At 34.4% G+C, this 21,271-nt stretch carries 23 protein-coding genes and 4 pseudogenes; 24 read left to right on the top strand and 3 right to left on the bottom strand.

Annotated features, from left to right (window positions below; genetic code table 11):
* Positions 1-159 precede the first annotated feature (159 nt).
* The gene (locus tag OM962_RS02155) at positions 160-1,401 is read left to right on the top strand and encodes an IscS subfamily cysteine desulfurase (RefSeq protein ID WP_264330661.1); all 1,242 of its coding nucleotides are present in this window, start codon (positions 160-162) and stop codon (positions 1,399-1,401) included.
* 43 nt (positions 1,402-1,444) lie between these two features.
* On the opposite strand, the gene rodA is transcribed toward OM962_RS02155, so the two are convergent.
* Positions 1,445-2,548, bottom strand: coding sequence for a rod shape-determining protein RodA (gene rodA, locus OM962_RS02150; RefSeq protein ID WP_264330660.1), 1,104 nt, complete (start codon positions 2,546-2,548; stop codon positions 1,445-1,447).
* 45 nt (positions 2,549-2,593) lie between these two features.
* Positions 2,594-4,042 carry a proton-conducting transporter transmembrane domain-containing protein gene (locus OM962_RS02145; protein ID WP_264330659.1) on the bottom strand — a complete coding sequence of 483 codons (1,449 nt, stop codon included), beginning with the start codon at positions 4,040-4,042 and terminating at the stop codon, positions 2,594-2,596.
* 64 nt (positions 4,043-4,106) lie between these two features.
* Here OM962_RS02145 and OM962_RS02140 point away from each other — a divergent pair, with 64 nt between their 5' ends.
* From OM962_RS02140 to OM962_RS02130, 3 genes and pseudogenes are all read left to right on the top strand, one after another.
* Positions 4,107-4,412 (top strand): NADH-ubiquinone oxidoreductase subunit NDUFA12 family protein, encoded by a 306-nt coding sequence (locus OM962_RS02140; RefSeq protein WP_264330658.1) that lies wholly within the window; start codon positions 4,107-4,109, stop codon positions 4,410-4,412.
* Positions 4,413-4,414: 2 nt separating this feature from the next.
* Positions 4,415-4,870 (top strand): outer membrane lipid asymmetry maintenance protein MlaD, encoded by a 456-nt coding sequence (gene mlaD / locus OM962_RS02135; RefSeq protein WP_006014110.1) that lies wholly within the window; start codon positions 4,415-4,417, stop codon positions 4,868-4,870.
* A 244-nt stretch (positions 4,871-5,114) separates the two neighbouring features.
* Positions 5,115-6,357 (top strand): annotated as a pseudogene (locus tag OM962_RS02130) (IS256 family transposase).
* Here the strand turns inward: OM962_RS02130 and OM962_RS02125 are convergent.
* Positions 6,334-6,749, bottom strand: a pseudogene (locus OM962_RS02125) (transposase); the annotation flags it as partial. The pseudogenes OM962_RS02130 and OM962_RS02125 sit on opposite strands and share 24 nt — an antisense overlap.
* Before the next feature lie 52 nt (positions 6,750-6,801).
* On the opposite strand from OM962_RS02125, the gene OM962_RS02120 reads away from it, so the two are divergent.
* The 20 genes and pseudogenes from OM962_RS02120 to OM962_RS02025 all read left to right on the top strand — a co-directional run bounded on the left by OM962_RS02120 (position 6,802) and on the right by OM962_RS02025 (position 20,855).
* Positions 6,802-6,981 (top strand): transposase, encoded by a 180-nt coding sequence (locus tag OM962_RS02120; protein ID WP_264330453.1) that lies wholly within the window; start codon positions 6,802-6,804, stop codon positions 6,979-6,981.
* Positions 6,969-7,148, top strand: a complete 180-nt coding sequence (locus tag OM962_RS02115) for an IS630 transposase-related protein (RefSeq protein ID WP_319606739.1) — start codon at positions 6,969-6,971, stop codon at positions 7,146-7,148. Before OM962_RS02120 ends, OM962_RS02115 begins: the two co-directional genes overlap by 13 nt.
* Positions 7,149-7,158: 10 nt before the next feature.
* Entirely contained in the window at positions 7,159-7,659 is a 501-nt protein-coding gene (locus OM962_RS02110) for an IS630 family transposase (RefSeq protein ID WP_319606738.1), read from the top strand.
* Positions 7,660-8,154 (top strand): annotated as a pseudogene (locus OM962_RS02105) (hypothetical protein); the annotation flags it as partial.
* Between the two features lie 6 nt (positions 8,155-8,160).
* A complete protein-coding gene (locus tag OM962_RS02100; protein WP_264330657.1) occupies positions 8,161-8,718 on the top strand; it encodes a hypothetical protein in 558 nt (185 codons plus the stop codon).
* Between the two features lie 15 nt (positions 8,719-8,733).
* Positions 8,734-9,894 (top strand): phage tail sheath subtilisin-like domain-containing protein, encoded by a 1,161-nt coding sequence (locus tag OM962_RS02095; RefSeq protein WP_264330656.1) that lies wholly within the window; start codon positions 8,734-8,736, stop codon positions 9,892-9,894.
* Between the two features lie 137 nt (positions 9,895-10,031).
* Positions 10,032-11,051 (top strand): IS110 family RNA-guided transposase, encoded by a 1,020-nt coding sequence (locus OM962_RS02090; protein WP_264330655.1) that lies wholly within the window; start codon positions 10,032-10,034, stop codon positions 11,049-11,051.
* Between the two features lie 509 nt (positions 11,052-11,560).
* Positions 11,561-12,067, top strand: a complete 507-nt coding sequence (locus OM962_RS02085) for a phage major tail tube protein (protein WP_319606749.1) — start codon at positions 11,561-11,563, stop codon at positions 12,065-12,067.
* A 150-nt stretch (positions 12,068-12,217) separates the two neighbouring features.
* A complete protein-coding gene (locus OM962_RS02080; protein ID WP_319606748.1) occupies positions 12,218-12,727 on the top strand; it encodes a phage major tail tube protein in 510 nt (169 codons plus the stop codon).
* Between the two features lie 61 nt (positions 12,728-12,788).
* Complete coding sequence (locus tag OM962_RS02075; protein ID WP_264330653.1) at positions 12,789-12,989, top strand: hypothetical protein; 201 nt, start codon at positions 12,789-12,791, stop codon at positions 12,987-12,989.
* A 91-nt stretch (positions 12,990-13,080) separates the two neighbouring features.
* Entirely contained in the window at positions 13,081-13,254 is a 174-nt protein-coding gene (locus OM962_RS02070; RefSeq protein WP_237357345.1) for a type II toxin-antitoxin system RelE family toxin, read from the top strand.
* Positions 13,255-13,337: 83 nt separating this feature from the next.
* Complete coding sequence (locus OM962_RS02065; protein WP_010405430.1) at positions 13,338-13,595, top strand: phage tail assembly protein; 258 nt, start codon at positions 13,338-13,340, stop codon at positions 13,593-13,595.
* Between the two features lie 109 nt (positions 13,596-13,704).
* Complete coding sequence (locus tag OM962_RS02060) at positions 13,705-15,978, top strand: phage tail tape measure protein (protein ID WP_264330652.1); 2,274 nt, start codon at positions 13,705-13,707, stop codon at positions 15,976-15,978.
* Positions 15,978-16,325, top strand: a complete 348-nt coding sequence (locus tag OM962_RS02055) for a phage tail protein (protein WP_039950887.1) — start codon at positions 15,978-15,980, stop codon at positions 16,323-16,325. Before OM962_RS02060 ends, OM962_RS02055 begins: the two co-directional genes overlap by 1 nt.
* Positions 16,322-16,531 (top strand): tail protein X, encoded by a 210-nt coding sequence (locus OM962_RS02050; RefSeq protein WP_006015620.1) that lies wholly within the window; start codon positions 16,322-16,324, stop codon positions 16,529-16,531. The genes OM962_RS02055 and OM962_RS02050 overlap by 4 nt, the downstream gene beginning before the upstream one ends.
* A complete protein-coding gene (locus OM962_RS02045) occupies positions 16,532-17,476 on the top strand; it encodes a contractile injection system protein, VgrG/Pvc8 family (protein WP_264330651.1) in 945 nt (314 codons plus the stop codon). It begins immediately after the preceding gene.
* 52 nt (positions 17,477-17,528) lie between these two features.
* Positions 17,529-18,017 (top strand): ankyrin repeat domain-containing protein, encoded by a 489-nt coding sequence (locus OM962_RS02040; protein WP_264330650.1) that lies wholly within the window; start codon positions 17,529-17,531, stop codon positions 18,015-18,017.
* A gap of 163 nt (positions 18,018-18,180) precedes the next feature.
* Positions 18,181-19,053, top strand: a complete 873-nt coding sequence (locus OM962_RS02035; protein ID WP_264330502.1) for an IS982 family transposase — start codon at positions 18,181-18,183, stop codon at positions 19,051-19,053.
* Positions 19,054-19,213: 160 nt separating this feature from the next.
* Positions 19,214-19,600 (top strand): annotated as a pseudogene (locus OM962_RS02030) (patatin-like phospholipase family protein); the annotation flags it as partial.
* A gap of 235 nt (positions 19,601-19,835) precedes the next feature.
* Positions 19,836-20,855: an IS110 family RNA-guided transposase gene (locus tag OM962_RS02025; protein ID WP_264330649.1), complete on the top strand. Its 1,020-nt coding sequence runs from the start codon at positions 19,836-19,838 to the stop codon at positions 20,853-20,855.
* The last annotated feature ends 416 nt before the right edge of the window (positions 20,856-21,271 follow it).

Genomic DNA, 21,271 nt, shown 5'->3' with positions numbered 1-21,271 from the left:
CCTAGCTGCATAAATACTGATCATAGAAAATGACATTACAGGGACAGTGGAATAACGTAGGAGAGAGCGCTGACAACTTTCGTTTAGGCAAGATTATATCTTGAAAAAATTAAGCTTTAGTGCTACTAAATATTGTAACTTCTATGCTGAAACCTGACTATGAATATGGAAAAAATACGCAATGCTAAAATAAAATTACCAATATTTCTCGATTATCAATCTACTACTAAAGTAGATCCTCGTGTTTTGGAGGTGATGATACCTTATTTTGGTGAGTTTAGTAATGCACACTCTCGTAGTCATTCATTTGGTTGGACAGCTGAGGAAGCAGTAGAAAAAGCAAGGAAGCACATTGCTGATTTAGTGAATGCAGACAGCAAAGAAATCGTCTTTACCTCGGGTGCAACCGAATCAAATAACATGGCTATCAAAGGTGTTGCTCATTTTTATAAGAATAAGGGAAATCATATAATAACTGTCTGCACGGAGCATAAGTGCGTTTTAGATTCTTGTCGACATCTGGAAAATGAAGGCTTTAAAGTTACATATTTGTCCGTTAAGCAAAACGGAATTATAGATTTGTTGAAACTTGAGAAGGCAATCACTGATAAAACAATTCTGATTTCAGTGATGATGGCAAATAATGAAATCGGAGTAATGCAACCTGTCAAAGAAATTGGTGCAATGTGTAGAAAGCATAATATATTTTTTCATACAGACGCTGCCCAAAGCTTTGGAAAAGTTCCAATAGACGTAAATGAAATGAACATTGATCTTATGAGCCTTTCTAGCCATAAAATTTATGGACCTATGGGAATAGGTGCATTATATGTCCGTAGAAAAAATCCTCGTGTTAGGTTGACGCCACTAATTAGTGGTGGTGGACAGGAGAGAGGCATGCGCTCTGGAACAGTTCCTACTCCCCTTGCAGTTGGTTTTGGTGAAGCAGCACGTATCGCTAAAAAAGAAATGGAAATAGAAGCAAGCAAATTAGAAGAGTTGAGAGATATTTTGTACAACAAAATAAAAGAGGCATTTCCTGATGTTGTTTTAAATGGTGACTACGAAAATAGGATTCCAGGTAACCTTAACTTAAGTTTTCCTTATGTTGAGGGTGAGTCTCTTATCATGGCAATCAAGGATTTAGCAGTAAGCTCTGGTTCTGCATGCACATCTGCATCCCTTGAGCCTTCTTATGTTATAAGATCACTAAACAATGGCCACGATCTTGAGCATTCATCAATTAGATTTGGCCTTGGCCGATTTACAACTAAAGATGAAGTTCTATACGCAGCAGATCTTGTTACTAAAAATGTTGGACGGCTAAGAGAGATGAGCCCACTTTTGGAAATGGTACAAGAAGGAATAGATTTAAGCACCGTAAAATGGGATTCTCATTGAAGAACGTTAACCATTAGCAGAGTGATGGTTGTCTAAGCTCTTTCTATGGGTGAAATCGGAAACTTAGCTTTAAGTTCTTTGTAGATGCCACGGAACTAAGTAGCAATCCTATACATATTAAGCTCGCAGCAGTTGTGCTTCCGCCATAGGATAGAAATGGAAGTGGGTCACCTATTATAGGTAAGAAGCCTATTGTCATTCCAATGTTTATAAAGAAATGAGCACTAAAAAAGGCAAAAACCCCGATAGATATTAACTTAGAAAAGTAATTTTTTGACCTGTAAGCAATGGAGAATATTATAGCAAGCAATGTGGTATAGAGTAAAATCAAAGCCATGCTGCCTAAGAACCCCCATTCCTCACTAAGTACCGCAAAAGCAAAATCTGTGCGTTTCTCTGGCAAAAATCCAAGTTGAGTTTGACTCCCATTAACAAATCCCTTACCAAATAAACCTCCTGAACCAATAGCTATTTGAGATTGCTGTGCATTATAACCTATTCCAAGTGGATCTACTGATGAATCCAAAAATGATAATATCCTTTGCTTGTGATAAGGGCGCAAAAAAGGCCAAATAGCTGGTATTGCGAAAATGCCAAGAGTTCCAAAAATTATTAAATGAGGTCTTTCCATTATTGCTGTGAATATAATTGATGCTCCTATAAACAATATTATTACAGCTGTTCCTAAATTAGGTTGCTTCAATACAAGGAATACAGGTAAGAAAATAATTATAAGTGGCTTAAATAAACTTTGAAATTTCATCATTTTATACACACTTTGTTTATTAAAATAATGAGCAAGTGCAAGTATTAAGCCCACTTTTACAAATTCTGATGGTTGTAAACTAATTGACCCAATTCTTATCCATCTCGTTGCACCCATTATATGCGAGCCAAAAAAATTTACTGCTAACAGCGCAATTACTGCTGCTATGTAAAAAAAATAAGCGTGCTTCAAATAAAAATCTAGCTCTATAAATGACATAGCTATAGCAAGCAAAAGGAAGAAAGAGAATATGACCAATTGGTGAATTGCAAATGGAGCCCACTTTCCTCCAGCAGAAGAATATTGAATAACAATGCCAACGCAAAACAGAGCTATTACGTTAATGACTAATAATAAGTGAATCTTCTTCAGCTTATCCATAGCGAAAACTTTACAGACTTTTAGATACAATAAAACATAAGAAAATCAAAAAGCAAATTTATTAATTACCAACCGAATTGGACTACTATATATCCCAGTTATTACCGTTAAAATTGCCATAAATAATAGACAAAAGAGCATAAGTAATGGTACCTCATTAAGTGTCATTCCAGCGTTTGATGCTGCGCTATTTTCAAAATACATTTTCTCTACCACCCTCCACATATATATTAGTGCAAGAAAAGAGCCAGCAGCAAAAACTGCAAGGGAAATCCATGCATGAGATTCGATAATTGCTTTCATCATATACCACTTACTTACAAAGCCATTTGTCAAAGGTACACCGATTAATGCGAAACTAAGTAGAGTAAATGCAAGTGTTGTATAGGGCATTGACTTTTTTAGTCCTGATAAATTTTCTATTTTTGTCATACCAAACTTATAAGAAATACACCCTGCAGTCATGAATAAAGACGTTTTTATCATGCTATGATTTACTATGTGAAGAACTGCTGAAAACAAACCTGCTTTTGAATTTAAACCCAGCATTAAAATTATATAGCCAATCTGACTGATACTGGAGTGAGCAAACAGTCTTTTTATATCTTTTTCGATCATTGCAGATATTGATCCAAATACAACAGCACAAAGCGCAAGGATGATCATCACGTTGCTTAGTGGTAAGAAAAAATTTTGCTGAAAAACAGTGTAAAAGATTCTGATAAAAACATATATCATCACTTTGGTTACTGTACCTGAAAAAAATATGCTAATGAAGCTAGGTGCTTCACTATATGCGTTAACCAGCCATCTGCTGAGTGGAAACAGTGCCATTTTGATTGAGAGACCAACAAAAATGAATAATGTACCAAGTCTTATGATGTTATTATCGTATAATGGTACTATTCTTTCAGCCATGTCAGACATGTTGAGCGTTCCGGTCATAGAGTATAAAAGGCCGATGCCAAACAAGTAAAATGTTGCTCCTAGAGTACCACTAATGAGGTATTCAAATGCTGCAACTAAAGCTTTCTTATCCCTTCCCATTGAAACTAAAACATAAGAAGAAAGAGATGAAATTTCTAAAAAGACATAAAGATTGAATATGTCATTTGTGACTAAAATCCCAAGTAATCCACTTAGGCACAGTAGAAATAGAGAGTAAAAACCAGAGATTTTGTTTTTGCTAATCTCTTTTTCATTAATATGAAAGCTATAAAGCACACTAATCAGCGCTATAAAATTCACCAAAGTTAGAATCAAGGAGTTCAATATGTCAATTCTCAACTCTATTCCGTATGGAGGAGCCCAATCTCCAAGATAATAAGTTATAATTTCACCATTGTATGTTTTCACTAGCAACATTAATGAAATAAAGAAAGTAGCTGCCGTTGTAAAAAAAGAGATAAACCAGGACACCCTATGTTTCCTGGTAAGAAAGCAGAACATCGATGCAATTATTGGTATAATAACTTGTAGAATTGGTAATTGCATTAAACTGTTGTTAATACATCGTTAAAGTATTAGTATATATAATACTTTTTGTTTTAATACCTTTATGTTATCTAAAATTTATAATGCAGTAACAAACTTATTAAGGAGAAAAGGTAAACTTATAGGTAGGGATGAAAACGGAAATTCTTACTATGAGTCAAGTAAAGGGAAAAGATGGGTAATATATGGTAATGTTTCTGAGCCCACAACAATTCCTCCAGAATGGCATATATGGCTGCATTATACTAATAATGAAGTACCAGTTAATAATAACAAAAGAAAAACTCCTAATTTAACAGGTACGAAAGGTGCATACTACCCAAATCAAAAGGTGAAAAACTACTATGAAAGCTGGAATCCTAATAATTAAAGATGCGAAGGTCAAATATACTTGAAATAATTGCTGGATCATTTGTATTAATTTTCACTATTTTTCTTGTCTTCTTCGCTATTAATAAGCTATCTTACATAAAGAGAAACTATAAGGATTGCTATAAAATACATGGCCTTTTTACTGATGCTAACGGTGTAGGGGTTGGTGATAGTGTCAAGATCTCTGGTGTAGAAATCGGAAGCATAACTGGTGTATCGCTTGACAAAGCTACCTACATAGCACGAATCGATATGTGCATAAGCAGAGACATAAAGTTGCCAATTGATAGTTCAGCTCTAATCGCTAGCAGTGGAGTTGTTGGTAGTAAATTTGTTAATATATCACCTGGTGCAGATCCTAAATTAATTTCACACGGTGGTAAAATAGCGCATACTCAAGCTGAAGCAAATATGGGTGGAATAGTGGATAAAATTATTGGCATGTTTACAAAGTGAGAATAAGAACACATAAGCCAACTTGGCCTATGTACAATTAAGGGATTTTTCTATCAATAGCTTGAAGTTGTTCAGCGTTTGAATTATCAAGATTTCTGCTAGGTTTTACATTCCTAATAATCTCAACAAATGCTTGTACTTTCAGTATAGGAGTGTTTTTTTTACGTACTTAGGGAAGTGTTAAATAAACTGTATCAAACCGAGAAGTAAAAATAAAATAGAAACAAAAAATGGAGGTTTGACAATGAGTCAAGCAAACAGAACTACCGGTTTGGTAGACTATAAAGAATTAGAAACAAATATCTTATCGTCTATACGAGAAGGAACACCATTGACGGAAAGAGATGGTGCATTAACACCGTTTGTAAAAAGGCTACTGGAAGCGAGTCTGGAAGGTGAAATAAAAAAATCACTTGTCGGCTAAAAGCGAAGAAAATAACCGAAGAAATTCAAAGACTTTACGGACAAGTGCAGGTTCATTTGAGTTATTGACACCAAGAGATAGGGAAGGAAGCTTTGAGCCACAAGTAGTCAGAAAAAGGCAAACAAGACTACACCTCGAACTTGAAGCAAAGGTTTTAAGTACATATGCCAGTGGCATGGTATATAGAGATATAGCGTCGCATGTAGAAGAGATATAAAATATCTGTAGCAGAGATATCAAGTATTACTGATAAATTATTGCCTGTAATCAATGAGTGGCGTAGTCGTCCACTGCAATCAGTGTATCCAATAGTGTTTATGGTTTTTTAAGGTCAAAGAAGACGGTCATTGCGTAAGTAAATATATGTAGAATATATTAGCAGAATGAAAGGAAAGAAGTTTTAGGTTTTTATATAGCAGAAAGTGAGGGAGCTAACTTTTGGCTAGGGATGTTAAATGACTTAAAAGAGAAAGGAGTAGAAGATATCCTGATTGTATGTGTAGATGAGCTAAAAAGCTTTCCTAAATAAACAGTGTATTTCCTAAAGCAGAAATACAACTATGTATTGTACATCAGATAAGAAATTCACTGAAATATGCATCGAGCAAAGATGTGAAAATTTTCATGAATGATTTGAAAAAAATATACCGTGCTGCAAGTAGAGAAATTGCCGAAAATTATTTGCTTGAGCTAGAGGAAAAATGGGGAGAAAAATATACTTTAGTTTTGGGAGAATAATTGGGAAAATCTGTCTAGTTATTTTAAATATTCCGGCCCTGTAAGAAAATTAATTTATACCACAAACCCTATTGAAGGGTTACATAGACAGATCAGAAAATTTACTAAAACTAAGGGCTCATTTACTAGCACAAATGCCTTGTATGAACAGGTATATTGTGCTATAAAAAAGGTAGGAGAAAAATGGGCTATGCCTATACATGATTGGGCTTTGACTATGTCTCAACTTGATATCTTTTTTTCTTATAGAGTTGAATTAAAAATGCGGTTTGACACAGTTTATTTAACCATACGTGTCAAGTTAAAAGATTGTGAGCAAATTTAGAGAAGTTAAGGTAGATACCCTAGTTTTTCTGTACTTGTCTTTTAATGAAAATTGCAACCAAGTTATGGTAAGCTTTTTGAGAAAAATATTTAAGCTTTTAATTTTATTATTTAGTGCTAAAAATAACTCTCTAACCCGTCTTTTTAGCTCAATAAATGCCTTTGTTAAGCTAAGCTCCGTATTTTTTTCAGTTCTGTGCAACCCACTATTCCATGAAATATAAGAATTGCACACAATTTGGCATATAGCTCACATAATACTCTGTATGGCTTTCCTCTCAGCTTATCAAGCCTTATATTACTCTTATATAATTTGAACAATAATTCAATTTGCCATCTTATTCGGTAAACTACTAGTATTTGCTCAGCATTAATCTTACTTTTTGGAACATTATAGTATTTCCTAAAGTAAATGATAAAGGTATAATAAAGTATTTGAGTTATAATGGCATATAGTGTGGATTTAAGGGAAAAGGCAGTATTGATGATAGAAAAAGGTAAGACAAAGGTTGAGGTAGCAGAGCTTATGGAGATAGGAATAGCAACTCTGTACCGTTGGTTAAAAAAGAAAGCTGCTGGTGAAAGCCTCAAGCCATCTAAAACGGTAGCTTTATTCGAAAAATAGACCCCAAAATACTCGAAGAATATGTTACAAAGAATCCAGATCATACTCTGGCAGAGATGAAACAAAATCTTGGATTTGGAATAAACTCAATTTGGTATAGACTAAAACAGCTAAAAATTACTTTAAAAAAAAGTCACACTATATCAAGAGCGCAATCAAGAAGATAGGGAGCAATTTATTGATAAAATCTCAAAAATAGACCATTCCAGCATCTTATATATAGATGAAGCAGGAGTTGATAATAAGTTATACCGAGAATATGGACGCGCTCCAAGAGGAAAGAAAATTTATGCAGATATTCCAGGGAGAACTCGAGAGAGAATCAGTATAGTAGCCGGGTGGATTGGAAAGAGATTTATTGCACCAATGACTTTCAAAGGTGGGTGTGACAAAGAGGTATTCAATACATGGTTGGAGAAGATGTTATTACCTAAATTGCCACTTGGCACAACTATAGTTATGGATAATGCTACATTTCATAAGACCACTAAAACAAAATCATTAATAGAGTCTTTTGGCTGTCATTTGCTGTATCTTCCAACATATTCACCAGATTTGAATCCTATAGAATACTGTTGGCATACCATCAAAAGCCGCCTCAGACCTCTCATGTATAAATATACAGACTTACAGCTTTTGGTTGGTAATACCATAATGGAACTTTATCATCCATTTTAGAAAATACTATATTACCCGTATGCTGCACTTGGAGTAGTATTTGTAAAAAATACAACCAATGTGAACATAAATAAGACAATGGAATTTGTTGGATCATCGTATTCGAGTACGGAGTATGGGGGAGCAGGATTATTTGTGGGAACACCAGATAATACCAATTCTAATAAATCAAGAATTTCAAGAATAATATGGAAAAATGTTTACCAATACACGAGTTCTGATAGCAAATTAGCTGGATCTGGTAATGTGGAGATTCCAGCAGGAAAAACAGTTGCAATATTACTTTACACATCATCTTACCTGTATTCCAGAACACAAGTTAGTCAAGGTATGCTTGCATCAAATTATGTACACAACTATGGTCAATTTATTCAGTGGGGGATTTATAACATACGTAGCAATGTTCTAACTACAGGACTTGAAGTAGATGTGGAGAGAACGCTAAAAGCTTGGCAATGTCCAGGATTATCTAACACGTATGAGATTTGGAGGTAACAAACAATGTCTATCTACATTAGATTTGAAAATGATAAACAAGTAGAAACAACAACACTTGAAAGCAAGCCAACTGAAAATGATTGGTATGAAGCACCAGAAGATTTTGATTGGCAAAAAAGCTATTGTTTAACAGAAGGAGGCAAAATTGCTCAGCGGAATCAAGAAGATATTGAATTGGAGTTACTACAAAATGCGAAGTTTTCTGCACTTTCTAATCTTCATGCTTATTATGATAACTATACTCACCAATACGCAGGATATTCTCATCAGAAGTCTAAGTCGTACGAAATACAAGCAAAAGCCGCAGAGAACATTTTAGCAGCACCAGAATCTATAGACAAAAAAGATGCAGAAATTATAGAGCCATTAGCAAAAGTCCGAGGAATTTCAGTAGTAGAAATGGCAAGAATAATTCAGGAAAAAGCAAAAAGAGCGAAAAAAGCAATAATCAAGTGCGAAGAATTGGTGGATATAGCTGAAAGGGAAATCGGTGAAGCTAAAAGTAAGGAAGAGCTGCAAACTTTGCTAGATGATTGTAAACAAAAAATGCAAGAAAGTTGAAAAGGGGAAAAAGAAATGACAGAACAGTTTCTACATGGAGTAAATGTTATCGAGGTTACCTCAGGAGCGAGGACAGTACGAACAGCTAAATCATCGGTAATTGGAGTAATTGGTACTGCACCTGATGCTGACGGGCAAAAGTTTCCACTAAATAAACCAATATTAATAGCAGGAAGCTTAAAAGAAGCAGCAAAACTTGGTCAATCTGGGACTTTGCCTTCAGCTATTAATGCAATTTTTTCCCAAATTGGTGCAACAGTAGTAGTTATTCGAGTTGAGGAGAAAGTAGAAGAGACGCTCAGCAATGTCATTGGTGGAGTTAACGAAGAAACTGGAGAATATCAGGGAATTCAAGCGTTCTTAAGCAGTGAAAGCATAGTTCATGTTGCGCCAAGAATACTAATTGCACCTCAGTTTACTCATCAATTATCTGGAGATGCTGGAAATCCAGTGGTTAGCGCTTTAATTCCTATAGCAGAAAAGCTAAGAGCAATAATAGTAGCAGATGGACCAAATACCAATGATGAAGAAGCAATAAAATGGAGAAAAAGTGTAGGCAGCTCAAGAGTTTATGTTGTTGATCCGTGGGTTAAGGTTTTTATTGAAGGAAAAGAAGAAATTCTCCCTCCAAGTTCATTTGTAGCTGGTTTAATAGCTAAGATAGATAGCGAGCAAGGCTTCTGGCACTCACCTTCAAATAAAGAGATAAATGGTATTGTTGGAACAAGCAGGCCTATTGATTTTATGCTCGGTAATACAAACTGTAGAGCAAACCATTTAAATGAAAATGAAGTAACGACGATAATTCATCAAAATGGCTATAGGCTTTGGGGCAATAGAACATGTTCAAACGATTCGAAATGGGCTTTTCTATCAGTAAGGCGCACTGCAGATTTAATTAACGATAGTTTACTTCGAGCTCATCTCTGGGCAGTTGATCGCAATATCACAAAAACTTATATAGATGATGTGATTGAGGGGGTGAATTCTTACCTTGCAAGTTTAAAAGCGCAAGGAGCAATTATCAGTGGAAAATGTTATGCAACTCCCGAACTCAATACACCGGCAAATATTGCAAGCGGAAAAGTGTATTTTGATTTTAAGTTTACACCGCCATATCCAGCTGAGCAAATAATATTCAGATCCCATCTTGTAAATAATAGTGTAATAAGTTAGGAGAAAGCGAAGTGTTACATACTGTAATTGCTATTGAATGATGGAGAGACATACTCCATTATTTTAGTACGAAGTAACAAATTCAATAGAATTAGTTCTTCAAAAGTAATTTAAACTTTTACAGTAGGAGTAGTCTCATGAAATATTATAGCGGGTTAGATATCTCATTAAAAGAAACTTTTATAAGTATTGTTGATGAGAAAGGAAAAATTGTTAAAGAAGAAGTTGTTACAAGTGAAAGCAGTGTGATAGCTAAATTTCTGCTTAGTCAAAGCAAAGAATACGAATCCATAGGGATAGAAAGTGGACAACTGTCAATATCAATGTGCAAAGGGTTGAGGGGCTTTGGATTGCCAGTAATTTGTGTAGATGCAAGGCATATGGCAGCAGCATTGTCTGCAAGGATCAATAAGAACGATAAAAATGACGCAAGGGGTATAGCTCAAATGATGAGAGCTGGATTATATAAAGAAGTATTAGTAAAATCAGATGAGTCTTGTCAAATTAAAATAGCACTTGGAAGCAGAAGACAGTTAAAACGCAGCAGAGAGGAAATTGCTGGGACAATAAGAGGGTTATTAAAAATACATGGGATAAAAGTTAGTCAAAGTTCTAGTTCTGTAAGCTTCTCTTTAAAAGTGCAAGAAATAATCAACAACCTAGATGAGATTAGCAAAAACTCAATTGAATTATTGGTAAATAGCTTAGAAGCAATAGAAGAATCAATGAGAAAGCTTAACAAAATAATTTTAGAGCAAGGCAAAAAAGATGAGGATTGTAAATTATTAACTACTGTTCCAGGAGTTGGTATTATAGTAGCAATGACATACAAAGCTGCAATAGATAATCCATATAGGTTTGAAACATCTTATGCAGTTGGAGCCTATTTAGGGTTAAGCCCAAGACAGTATGCTTCTGGGGAGATTGATAGGCATGGAAGTATATCAAAAATGGGACCAGTAGAATGTAGGAATATGTTGTACGAAGCTGCGCAAGTCTTACTGACAATATGTAAAAGGACATTTAAATTGAGAAGCTGGGGGTTAAAGCTTCTAAAAAAGAAGGGTACGAAGAAAGCAATTATTGCTGTAGCACGAAAGTTGTCTGTAATTATGCATAGAATGTTGGTAAGCAAAACAGAGTTTTGTTGTAAATAAATGCAAGCGAGCGAATTTAGCTACATATTAGTTCAACAAGAAGAGTTAGTTGAGTGAGTTTCTTAGGAGAAAGTATATAATTTTATGTGGAGTAAAGATAGCAATGCCGATGGAAGGGATAAGCAAGATTTTTGGTTGAAGCATAGACTTCGTGTGTTACATTTTGCCGTCCGCTTCCGCCTAACAAATATAGTGCGGCTTGGCTAAAATTAAACTAGCCATATCAGACCGCGGAGAGAACCATGGAAGCAAGCTGTTTTAACTTATGTAAAATCATTAAGATTATGGAGGGAAAGAATGATACCTTAGTTTTTATAAGCTTAATGAATATGAGGATAAATACTTTAAGTATGTGTGGACGTATTTATCCTCATATTCATTAGCTGTATCAATTTAAAGATAGAATATCAGTATTGTAACTGTCAGCCTTTGACTGAATAGGATGAAGTAACGGTATCCGATTTGGGATGGTTAATAAAAAAATATTTTATATTTTAGAGTATAGAAAGATGTTGCCAAAAATTTTAAAGAACTTTAACGTATTTGTTGATGGTAGAGGTTATGCTGGGAAAATAGATGAAATAACTCTGCCGAAGCTCACTATCAAAACAGAAGAATACCGTGCAGGGGGTATGGACATACCAATTAGCATTGATATGGGCATGGAAAAACTTGAAGCTGATTTTACTTTTGCAGAGTATGATTCAGAGCTATTTAGGCTTTTCGGTTTGATAGATGGGAATTCAGTAGCTTTGACACTCAGAGGTGGAATGCAAGGGAGTGGTAGTAACGATATTAAAGCTGTAGTAATCAATCTCAGGGGAATATTCAGAGAATTTGATTTTGGTAGCTGGAAACCTGCTGAGAAAGCAACCCTTAAATGCACAGTTGCAGCTCACTATTATAAACTCACCATATCTGGTCATGAGCTTATTGAAATCGATGCTGAGAATATGATTCGTAAAATTAACGGTGTTGATCAAATGGCCTTACTGCAGACAGTTTTAGGTATTTAAGTTTTTATTTCTTATAGAAGGAAACTCATGCAAGCAATAACACTACACAGCCTAATCACAGAAGTCTTGAATGAAAAATTGTATTAGAGTTGAATTTTACATCAAAAAATATTTTCAATGATATAAAAAATTATTATTGACTTTCATGCAATTAGAGAACCCAAAATACTGAGAAATTTTAACGTATTTGTAGATGGTCGTGGTTATGCAGGAAAAATAGATGAAATTACGCTACCAAAGCTTACCATAAAAACAGAAGAGTACCGTGCTGGTGGTATGGATATTCCAATAAATATTGACATGGGCATGGAAAAGCTTGAAGCAGATTTCACTTTTGCTGAATACGATACAGAGCTCTTTCGGCTATTTGGGTTGATAAATGGAAATTCGGTATCTTTGACGCTCAGAGGTGGAATGCAAGGTAGTGGAAGTAATGATATTGGAGCAGTAATAATCAATTTAAGAGGCATTTTTAAAGAATTTGATTTTGGTAGCTGGAAACCTGCTGAAAAAGCAACGCTGAAGTGTACTGTAGCTGCTCATTATTATAAACTTACGATAGGTAGCAATGAGCTGATAGAGATCGATGCTGAAAATATGATAAGAAAGATAAATGGTGTTGATCAGATGGCCTTGCTACAAACGATTCTAGGGATCTAATATGGTTGACAAAATTACATAAAAATGTTAAAATATAAGAAGTTGTAGGTATATAGTTAATATGGATTCTAAAGCTCATACAAATTCCATAGAGCAGCTAACTGGTTTACTTGTTAGTGTAGCACAATCTCAAGACAAGTCCGTTTTAAAGTTATTAACTGAATTAATGGAAGAAGAAATTGAAGATATGGAATTATCTAAGATTGCTGACAAACGCTATAAAGAAAAGAGGGTTAAACATCAAGATGCCTTCTGGGGTTAAGTCTTACAATATAGACTATTCAGAATCTGTTATAAAGAAAGACATTCCGGCTCTTCCAGCAAAAGTAAAGTTAATGATTAAGAAGGCAATAATGGAGCGTCTAACAGTTGATCCAATTGGACTTGGAAAGCCATTAAAGCATAACTTAAGTGGACAACGTAGTTTACGGGTGAGTACCTATCGTATACTTTATTATATAGATGTACCAGAACATACAGTAGTTATTACTTCAATTGAACACAGAAAAGATTCTTATCAAAGCTAATCCTATTTATAGCACCATACAAAAAAATTAGTTATGTAAAAGCCGATATAGACTTTTATTTAATTAACTTTTTAAGGAGGAACATGCAAGCTATAACACTTAATAACCCAATAACAGTTGATGGAATTTCTGTCTCAGAACTTACTGTTAGACGTCCAAAAGTTAGAGACTATCTTGCAATTGAACGCTTAAATGGTAGTGACCTTAGTAAAGAAGTAACTTTGACTGCCAATTTGACATCAGTTGCAAAAGAAGCAATTGAAGAGTTAGATATTGCTGATTATGTGAAAATTCAAGAGGTATTAAAGGATTTTTTTTCACCGATTATCCAAAAAACTTGAGATTAGAAGTATTAATGTTCAGCTCTGTTGTAGGAGGCGGGGTTGAACAAATACTTGATATGGAGATTAATGAATTTATCTTATGGCATAAAGCAGCGAGGAAGGTACAATGTCAACATTATCTATAAAAATCGGAGCAGTTTTAGATGGCAGTTTCAGTACTGTAATAAAAGGAAGTAGCAGTCAACTTACTCATCTTGGTGAGAATATAAGAAAGCTTGACTCATCTTTAAAATCAGTATCAAAGTTTAAGCAGTTAGGTCATGATGTTTTGACTAGCAAGAGGTCATGGAAAGGCTTTGAAGATCAAGTAAAATCTTTAGCTAAACAAATGAAGGCAATAGAGAAACCGAGCAAAACTTTAAAAGCAGAATTTGACAAGGCCAAAACCTCTGCAATAAAAGCAAAAGAAGCATATTTGAAAAAGAGAGATGCTTTGCATTCATTTAATGAAGAAGTAAGAAAAAGTGGAAGAAATATTAAGTACTTAGTAAGTGACCAACATAAACTTGGCTCTTCTATTGAAGTATTAAAAGGTAAGTATGGTAAGCTTGGATCTGCAATACGTAGTCACCAAAGTTTTTTAGCAAGCAAAGCACATTTTAAGTCACAAATTATAGAGACTATTGGGCTAGGGCTAACGCTTGCAGCTCCAGTTAAAGTTGCAATTGACTTTGAAAGTGCTATGGCTGATGTTACAAAAGTGGTAGATTTTAAAAAAGGAACGGATGAAGCAACTAAATTTGCAAAGAAGTTAAAAGAGATGTCACGTACTATACCATTATCAGCCGCAGAACTGGCACAAATAGCTGCAAGTGGTGGTCAACTTGGTATCAAGAAAGAAGATCTTTTTATGTTTACAGAAACAGTGGCAAAAATGTCTACAGCATTTGATATGTCTGCAGAGCAAGCAGGTGATTCTATAGCTAAACTCTCTAACGTTTATGGAATTGATGTTAGTAAAATGGAATACGTTGGTAATGTAATCAATCACTTATCAGATAACACTGCTGCCAAAGCAAAAGATATGGTTGAAGCTCTAGCAATAGTTGGTGGTACTGCAAAACAATTTGGTCTTGACATCAAGGAAACAAGTAGTTTAGTAAATGTCTTCGTTAGTTTAGGTAAACAACCAGCAAAAGCTGCAACTGCTATAAATGCTCTACTTAGTAAACTTCAGACTGCTGAAGAACAAGGAGGGGATTTTAAAGCAGCATTAGAGCAAATGGGAATAACTGCAGAAGAAATAGTACAAAGAATAAGCGAAAACGGCGAAGAAGCATTACTCTACTTTTTTCAAGCTCTAAAGAAAATGGATAACCAGGAACGTTCTACAATCCTTATGAAACTTTTCGGTCAGGAATATCAAGATGATATTGCATTATTAGCTGGAAGTTTTAACAAATACGAAAATGCTATAAGGTTACTAGCTGACACAGAAGAGTACAAGAGCTCGTTGCAGAAAGAATTTCAAAACCGTGTAGACACCACAGCCAGTAAATTACGACTTCTTCGCAACGCAATAGCTGAAGTTGGTATGAACCTGGGTTCAGTGATGCTGCCTACTTTAAAATCTATAGCTGAATTTTTACAAGAAAAAACTAGAAGCATAGCGTTATTTGCAGAAAAATATCCAACTTTAACCAAAGCAATCATGGGTACTGTAGCAGCCTTGATAAGTTTAAAAGTTGTAGCAGTGGGACTAGGATACGGATTTACATTGCTAGGAAGTACGATTTTTAGTCTGAAAGCAAACCTACTTGGAGTATTTTCATTTTTATCAGCTACAGTTTTTCCTGCAGTAGTAACAGGACTAAGAGCAGTAACACTCGCTATAATGAGTAACCCTATAGGACTTTTAATTACTGGACTTGTCACTGGCGCAGCACTTGTTATAACTAACTGGCAAAAGGTAAAAGACTTTTTCTCTAGCTTTTGGAAATCACTCATTGAACCTATAGGAAAAGCTTTTTCATGGATAGGGGAAAGTGTATTTGGAAAAGTATTGGAAAATAGCCCACTGAAAGAATTTGAAAAAAGAAAAACTGAAATAAAAGCAGTCCATACTTCCATAAAGAGTAATATTCTCAACAGTGGAAATCCTGTGCTAGGTAACAGTATAATTAAAGAATTTTCAAAGAAAAATAAAAATAGCTTCAGAGTCAAAAGCCTTATTGAGGAGAAAGAGAGCGATAAGATATTTGCAAGGAGTAAGTTTGAAAATAAAGAACAAAATAAAACTCAGAACATCACTAATAATTACACTATCAGCATTAAAGCAGAACCTAACCAAGATGTTCGTAGTCTTGCAGATGAAGTAATAAAAAGGATAAGAGAAAAGTCACGTAATGTTTTATTTGATACGGTAGAGACATTTTATTGATGCTATCTCTTGGTCCGTATAAGTTTGCTCCCACAAGTTTAAAGTATAGCAAAGAAAATCGTTGGAGCACGATTGAGTGTATTGAAAATATGCCACTATTACAAAATATCGGTCAAGGTGTAGAAAATATAGATTTAGAAGGAATGATTTATCTGCATAATCTCAACGGGCTAAATCAATTAAAGAGTGTGAAAGAAGCTGAAAAACCACATATTTTAGTAGATAGTTTAGGTAATATTTTAGGACAATTCGTAATTACTAGGTTAGAAGAAAAGCAGATGTATTTTTTACCTAATGGACTACCAAGAAAAGTTGAATTTAGTTTGAGTTTAAAAAGCTATAGATGACTGTATACTATGTGAGTAAAGAAAATGAGATGTTAGATCTGATTTGCTGGAAACATTACGGATTTACTGATGGAGTAGTGGAATTAGTACTAGCAGAGAACTTAGGTTTGGCAGAATACGGAAGCTTTTTGCCTGCAGGATTAAAGATAAAGCTTCCTACTATTAAGAAAATAGTACAAAAGTCAAAATTAAAGGTCTGGGAATAAATGCAGCCAGATTTTATAATAGATAAATGTGAATCAATTAAAGATAGAGTTATATCATTGCACCTTACAGATGAATCAGGAATAATAGATGATGTAGTTGAAGTGTGTGTTAATTACAGGGATGAAGACATAGATATTCCGAATGAATTGAACATAGCACTAGGTTATAAGGAATTTGGAATCTTTCCAATGGATATATATACAGTCAACGAAGTGACTATACAGGGTCCACCTAAGACTCTACTAATCAAAGCTCATGCAACAAATTTAAGAATATCTTTGAAGGCAAAAGTATCAAAAAAATGGCGCCAAATTACCATAGAAAACTTAGTAAAAGAAATAGCCCAAAAACATGGATATGGATACAAAGTCGCTAAGGAATTTAAGAATGTATTGATACCCCATATTAATCAGGCAGATGAAAGTGATATAAGTCTGTTAACAAAGATCGCAACAGAGCGTGAAGCAATGGCAAAATTAGCTGGTGGGTATATATTGTTTATTTCAAAGAATATGGCAAAATCAGCCACAGGAAAAGCTTTAGGAACAACGACTATTAGACCTCAAGATACAATTAACTGGAAAGTACATTTTACCGTACGTGATAAGTATAATTCAGTAGTGGCAAAGTGGCATAGCTATGAAAAGGGCGAAACTATTAAAGAAACAGTTGGTAGTAGCGAGCCAAGTTATATTATGCTGGAACTTTACTCTAATGCAGAGTCAGCGCTGAGTGCAGCAAATGCCAAGTTGAAACAATTGAAGCGTAACAATGAAGCTTTAGATATAACTATGCCTGGTAATCCTCAAATTTTTGCAGAAGCTAAACTTAATCTTATAGACTTTAACCAAGCGGTAGATGGTGAATGGATAGTTAATAGAGCGGAGCATACTTTAAATAGCTCAGGTTACCTTACTATGTTGTCAGCATCTTTGAGTAAGTAATGTTAATAAAAAATGAGTAAATGATCTATTTAATATTAAAAAGATGTTGAATATGGATAAATTGGGTCAAGATACAAAAAACAAGCTGCATTTTTGGTGGCTTATAACAGTAATAGTATGTATTATTGCTACCTATTCCTACATGAAGGCAAAGGCTGCAGATAATTATAAAACGATATTACGCATTGCTTCTCAAAATTGTAACTTAGAGACTGTAAAATTCTTAGTAGAAAATCTATTAGATATTAATGTGCAGATCCCTAAATTAACAGCACTACATTATGCTGCAGAAGAGGGATGTGCAGAGGTTGTAAAATTCCTAGTAGAAAAAGGAGTTGATATAAATGCTACGAAATATGAAAGATGGACACCTTTACATGCAGCTACATATGAAGGCAAATTGGAGATAATTAGATTTTTATTAGACAAAGGTTCAGACCCTACCATTAGAGACACAGATGGAAAAAATCCAAGAGATGTAGCTGTATTAAGGTCAAGGCACAATAAAGATAAACCTTACCAAGTTAATATTTTCACATGAAAAAGCAAAAAATCCCAATAGCGGTAATAATAACAATAGTTCTACAGACTGTAGGATTCATATGGTGGTTGGCAAAACTTGACTTACACGCTAACTATGGATTAGAAGAGAAGAAGAAAAGAAGGTAAACTCCAGTATTTTAGAGATAATAGGAGGTTACCCAGTGAATAAGAATGTAACAGAATTATTCTGTTTTGTAGATGATTATTGTAAAATAATAGACAAAAATTTTGCAGGTAGATTATTATCCAATGGTAAAAAACCTACAAGAGTGCCAGAAATAACGCATTCCGAAATTATAACAATAATTCTGTTATATCAGCAATCTAGATATGAAAACTTTAAATCATTTTACATATGTTACTTACAGTTGCTGCATAAGTCAGACTTTTCCAGACTACCTTCTTATGATAGATTTATTGCGCTAAAACCTCGAGTTTTATGGTATTTAGCAATGTTGCTACAGTGGTTATGTGAGCAGGCAAAAAATACAGGTATTTCCTACATTGATTCAACTCCTATCACGGTCTGTCATGCAAAAAGAATATCTAAAAATAAAGTTTTTACTGGAATTGCAAAATTAAGCAAAAGCACTTATGGCTGGTTTTTTGGTTTTAAATTACATGTAGTAATCAATGAAATAGGCGAAATTCAAGGTGTTACGCTAACCAGAGGTAACATTGACGATAGAAAGCCAGTTTTAGATCTGACTAAAAAACTAACGGGTTTATTATTTGGAGATAAAGGTTATATCCAAAAAGGTCTATTTCTACAATTACTTGATAGAAATTTAAAGCTTGTTACCAAGATAAAAAAAGGGATGAAAAACGCATTAATCTCTCTAAATGAGAAGATTTTTTTAAGGAAAAGATCTATTATTGAAACAGTTTTTGGTTACCTAAAAAATAGATTAGAAATTGAGCACACTCGCCACCGATCTCCTTTTAACTTTCTGGTTCATATTTTTTCTACACTCATTTCATACTCTTTACAACGTAAAAAACCTTCCATTTCCAATTCTTTTTTTGTTCGCTAATCCATAGTTAGCGTGACTTACGTGTACACATCCATGATAAATTTATAGAAAAAAACCAAGGACTAATCGAAATAGTCTATCGACTTGAAGAGAGAGTGAAAAACCTCACTGAAGAAGTCAACGAACTTGAAGCTATTCACAAACACAAATAAATTTTACAGTGACAAAGTACATTTTATCTGTAGATGGAGGTGGCATTATAGGGATAATACCTGCCATTATTCTAGCAGAAATTGAATCTAGGACAAAAAAGCCAATTTCCCAGATTTTTGATTTAATGGCAGAAACCTCAACCGGTGGGATTATTGTTGCTGGACTTTGTAAAAGCAATAAACTTCAATACTCTGCCAATGATTTGGTTGAACTTTACCAAGAGTATGGAGCATATATCTTTCAATCATCATTTTGGAGAAAATCAATTGCTTCTTGGCTGAGTGGTTCTCAGTACTCATATAGAAATATGGAATTTATTCTCAACAAATACTTTGGTGAAAGTACTATGGCCGATGTTGCGAGTAATCTACTACTCACCAGATACCGTCTTTATTGTCAACAAATTATTTAGCTAAAAAGAATAAAAAATAACAAAAAGTTTTAATTTAGGCTGATACCTTCTATAAACTAGTGTAACTGTGTATAAGTACTTTCAGTTTGTGTGGCGTACATACTGTAATTGCTATTGAATGATGGAGAGACATACTCCATTATTTTAGCACGAAGTAACAAATTCAATGAATTAGTTCTTCAAAAATAATTTAAACTTTTACAGTAGGAGTAGTCTCATGAAACATTATAGCGGGTTAGATGTCTCACTCAAAGAAACTTTTATTAGTATCGTTGATGAGAAAGGAAAAATTGTTAAAGAAGGGGTTGTTGCAAGTGAAAGCAGTGCAATAGCTGAGTTTCTGCTTGGTCAAAACAAAAAATACGAGTCCATAGGAATAGAAAGCGGTCAATTATCAATATCGATGTGCAAAGAGTTGAGGAATCTTGGATTACCAGTAACTTGTGTAGATGCAAGGCATATGGCAGCAGCATTATCTGCGAGAATCAATAAGAATGATAAAAATGATGCAAGAGGCATAGCACAAATGATGAGAGTTGGGCTATTTAAGGAGGTATTAGTAAAATCAGACGAAGCTTGTCAGGTTAAAATAATACTTGGAAGCAGAAGACAATTAATACGTAGCAGAGAGCAAATTGCGGGAACAATAAGGGGATTACTGAAAATATACGGGATAAAAGTTAATCAACGTCTTAGTTCTGCAAATTTTGTTTTAAAAGTGCAAGAAATGGTTAACAACCTAGATGAAATTAGCCAAACCTCAATTGAATCATTAGTACATAGTTTAGAAACAATAGAAGAATCAACAAGAAAACTTGATAAAATTCTCTCAGAACAAGGCAAAAAAGATGAGGATTGTAAGTTATTAACCACGATACCAGGGGTTGGTATTATAGTAGCAATGACGTTCAAGGCTGCAATAGATAATCCACATAGGTTTGAAACATCTTATACAGTTGGAGCCTATATGGAATTAAGTCCAAGACAGTACGCTTCTGGTGAGATTGATCGACACGGAAGTATATCAAAAATGGGACCAGTGGACTGTAGGAATATGTTATATGAAGCTGCGCAGGTCTTACTGGTAAAATGTAAAAGGACATTTAAATTAAGAAGCTGGGGATTGAAGCTTAAGAAGAAAAAAGGCATGAAAAAAGCAATTGTTGCAGTAGCAAGAAAATTAGCCGTGATTATGCACAGGATGCTAATCGATAGAAAAGAGTTTTGCTATCAATAAACACTAAAGAAGTATAAAACAATAATTTTACTGAAAGTAAAGATAGCAATGCCGATGGAAGGGATAAGCAAGAGGATAAGTTGAAGCATAGACTTCGTGGCGTACATGTTGCCGTCCACTTCCGCCTAACAAGTATAGTGCGGCTTGGCTACAATATAAATTAGCCATATTAGACCGCGGAGAGAACAATGGAAGCATGCTACTTTCAACTCATGTAAAATCTATTAAGACTATAGAGGAAAAGAATGATACCTTAGTTTTTATAAGCTTAATGAATATGTGAATAAATACTTTAAGTTTGTGTGGACGTATTTATCCACATATTCATTGGCTGCATAGTTTAAAGAGATTAATTAGAAATTAGTGTTGATGTTTTTATTGCCAATAAAACCCCTTTTGATTGAATAAGATAATAC

Source organism: Wolbachia endosymbiont (group B) of Erebia ligea (assembly GCF_947179575.1).
In the GTDB taxonomy this organism is placed as follows: Bacteria; Pseudomonadota; Alphaproteobacteria; order Rickettsiales; family Anaplasmataceae; genus Wolbachia; species Wolbachia pipientis_C.
This window is presented reverse-complemented; position numbering and strand designations above follow the sequence as displayed.

Coding starts and splice junctions, on each gene's coding strand:
- OM962_RS02040 (WP_264330650.1), top strand. CDS start 17,529: ATGGATAAATTGGGTCAAGATACAAAAAACAAGCTGCATTTTTGGTGG.
- mlaD (WP_006014110.1), top strand. CDS start 4,415: ATGCGAAGGTCAAATATACTTGAAATAATTGCTGGATCATTTGTATTA.
- OM962_RS02050 (WP_006015620.1), top strand. CDS start 16,322: ATGACTGTATACTATGTGAGTAAAGAAAATGAGATGTTAGATCTGATT.
- OM962_RS02090 (WP_264330655.1), top strand. CDS start 10,032: ATGAAATATTATAGCGGGTTAGATATCTCATTAAAAGAAACTTTTATA.
- OM962_RS02155 (WP_264330661.1), top strand. CDS start 160: ATGAATATGGAAAAAATACGCAATGCTAAAATAAAATTACCAATATTT.
- rodA (WP_264330660.1), bottom strand. CDS start 2,548: ATGGATAAGCTGAAGAAGATTCACTTATTATTAGTCATTAACGTAATA.
- OM962_RS02145 (WP_264330659.1), bottom strand. CDS start 4,042: ATGCAATTACCAATTCTACAAGTTATTATACCAATAATTGCATCGATG.
- OM962_RS02055 (WP_039950887.1), top strand. CDS start 15,978: ATGCTATCTCTTGGTCCGTATAAGTTTGCTCCCACAAGTTTAAAGTAT.
- OM962_RS02120 (WP_264330453.1), top strand. CDS start 6,802: ATGGCATATAGTGTGGATTTAAGGGAAAAGGCAGTATTGATGATAGAA.
- OM962_RS02065 (WP_010405430.1), top strand. CDS start 13,338: ATGCAAGCTATAACACTTAATAACCCAATAACAGTTGATGGAATTTCT.
- OM962_RS02075 (WP_264330653.1), top strand. CDS start 12,789: ATGGATTCTAAAGCTCATACAAATTCCATAGAGCAGCTAACTGGTTTA.
- OM962_RS02045 (WP_264330651.1), top strand. CDS start 16,532: ATGCAGCCAGATTTTATAATAGATAAATGTGAATCAATTAAAGATAGA.
- OM962_RS02070 (WP_237357345.1), top strand. CDS start 13,081: ATGGAGCGTCTAACAGTTGATCCAATTGGACTTGGAAAGCCATTAAAG.
- OM962_RS02060 (WP_264330652.1), top strand. CDS start 13,705: ATGTCAACATTATCTATAAAAATCGGAGCAGTTTTAGATGGCAGTTTC.
- OM962_RS02140 (WP_264330658.1), top strand. CDS start 4,107: ATGTTATCTAAAATTTATAATGCAGTAACAAACTTATTAAGGAGAAAA.
- OM962_RS02025 (WP_264330649.1), top strand. CDS start 19,836: ATGAAACATTATAGCGGGTTAGATGTCTCACTCAAAGAAACTTTTATT.
- OM962_RS02085 (WP_319606749.1), top strand. CDS start 11,561: ATGTTGCCAAAAATTTTAAAGAACTTTAACGTATTTGTTGATGGTAGA.
- OM962_RS02095 (WP_264330656.1), top strand. CDS start 8,734: ATGACAGAACAGTTTCTACATGGAGTAAATGTTATCGAGGTTACCTCA.
- OM962_RS02100 (WP_264330657.1), top strand. CDS start 8,161: ATGTCTATCTACATTAGATTTGAAAATGATAAACAAGTAGAAACAACA.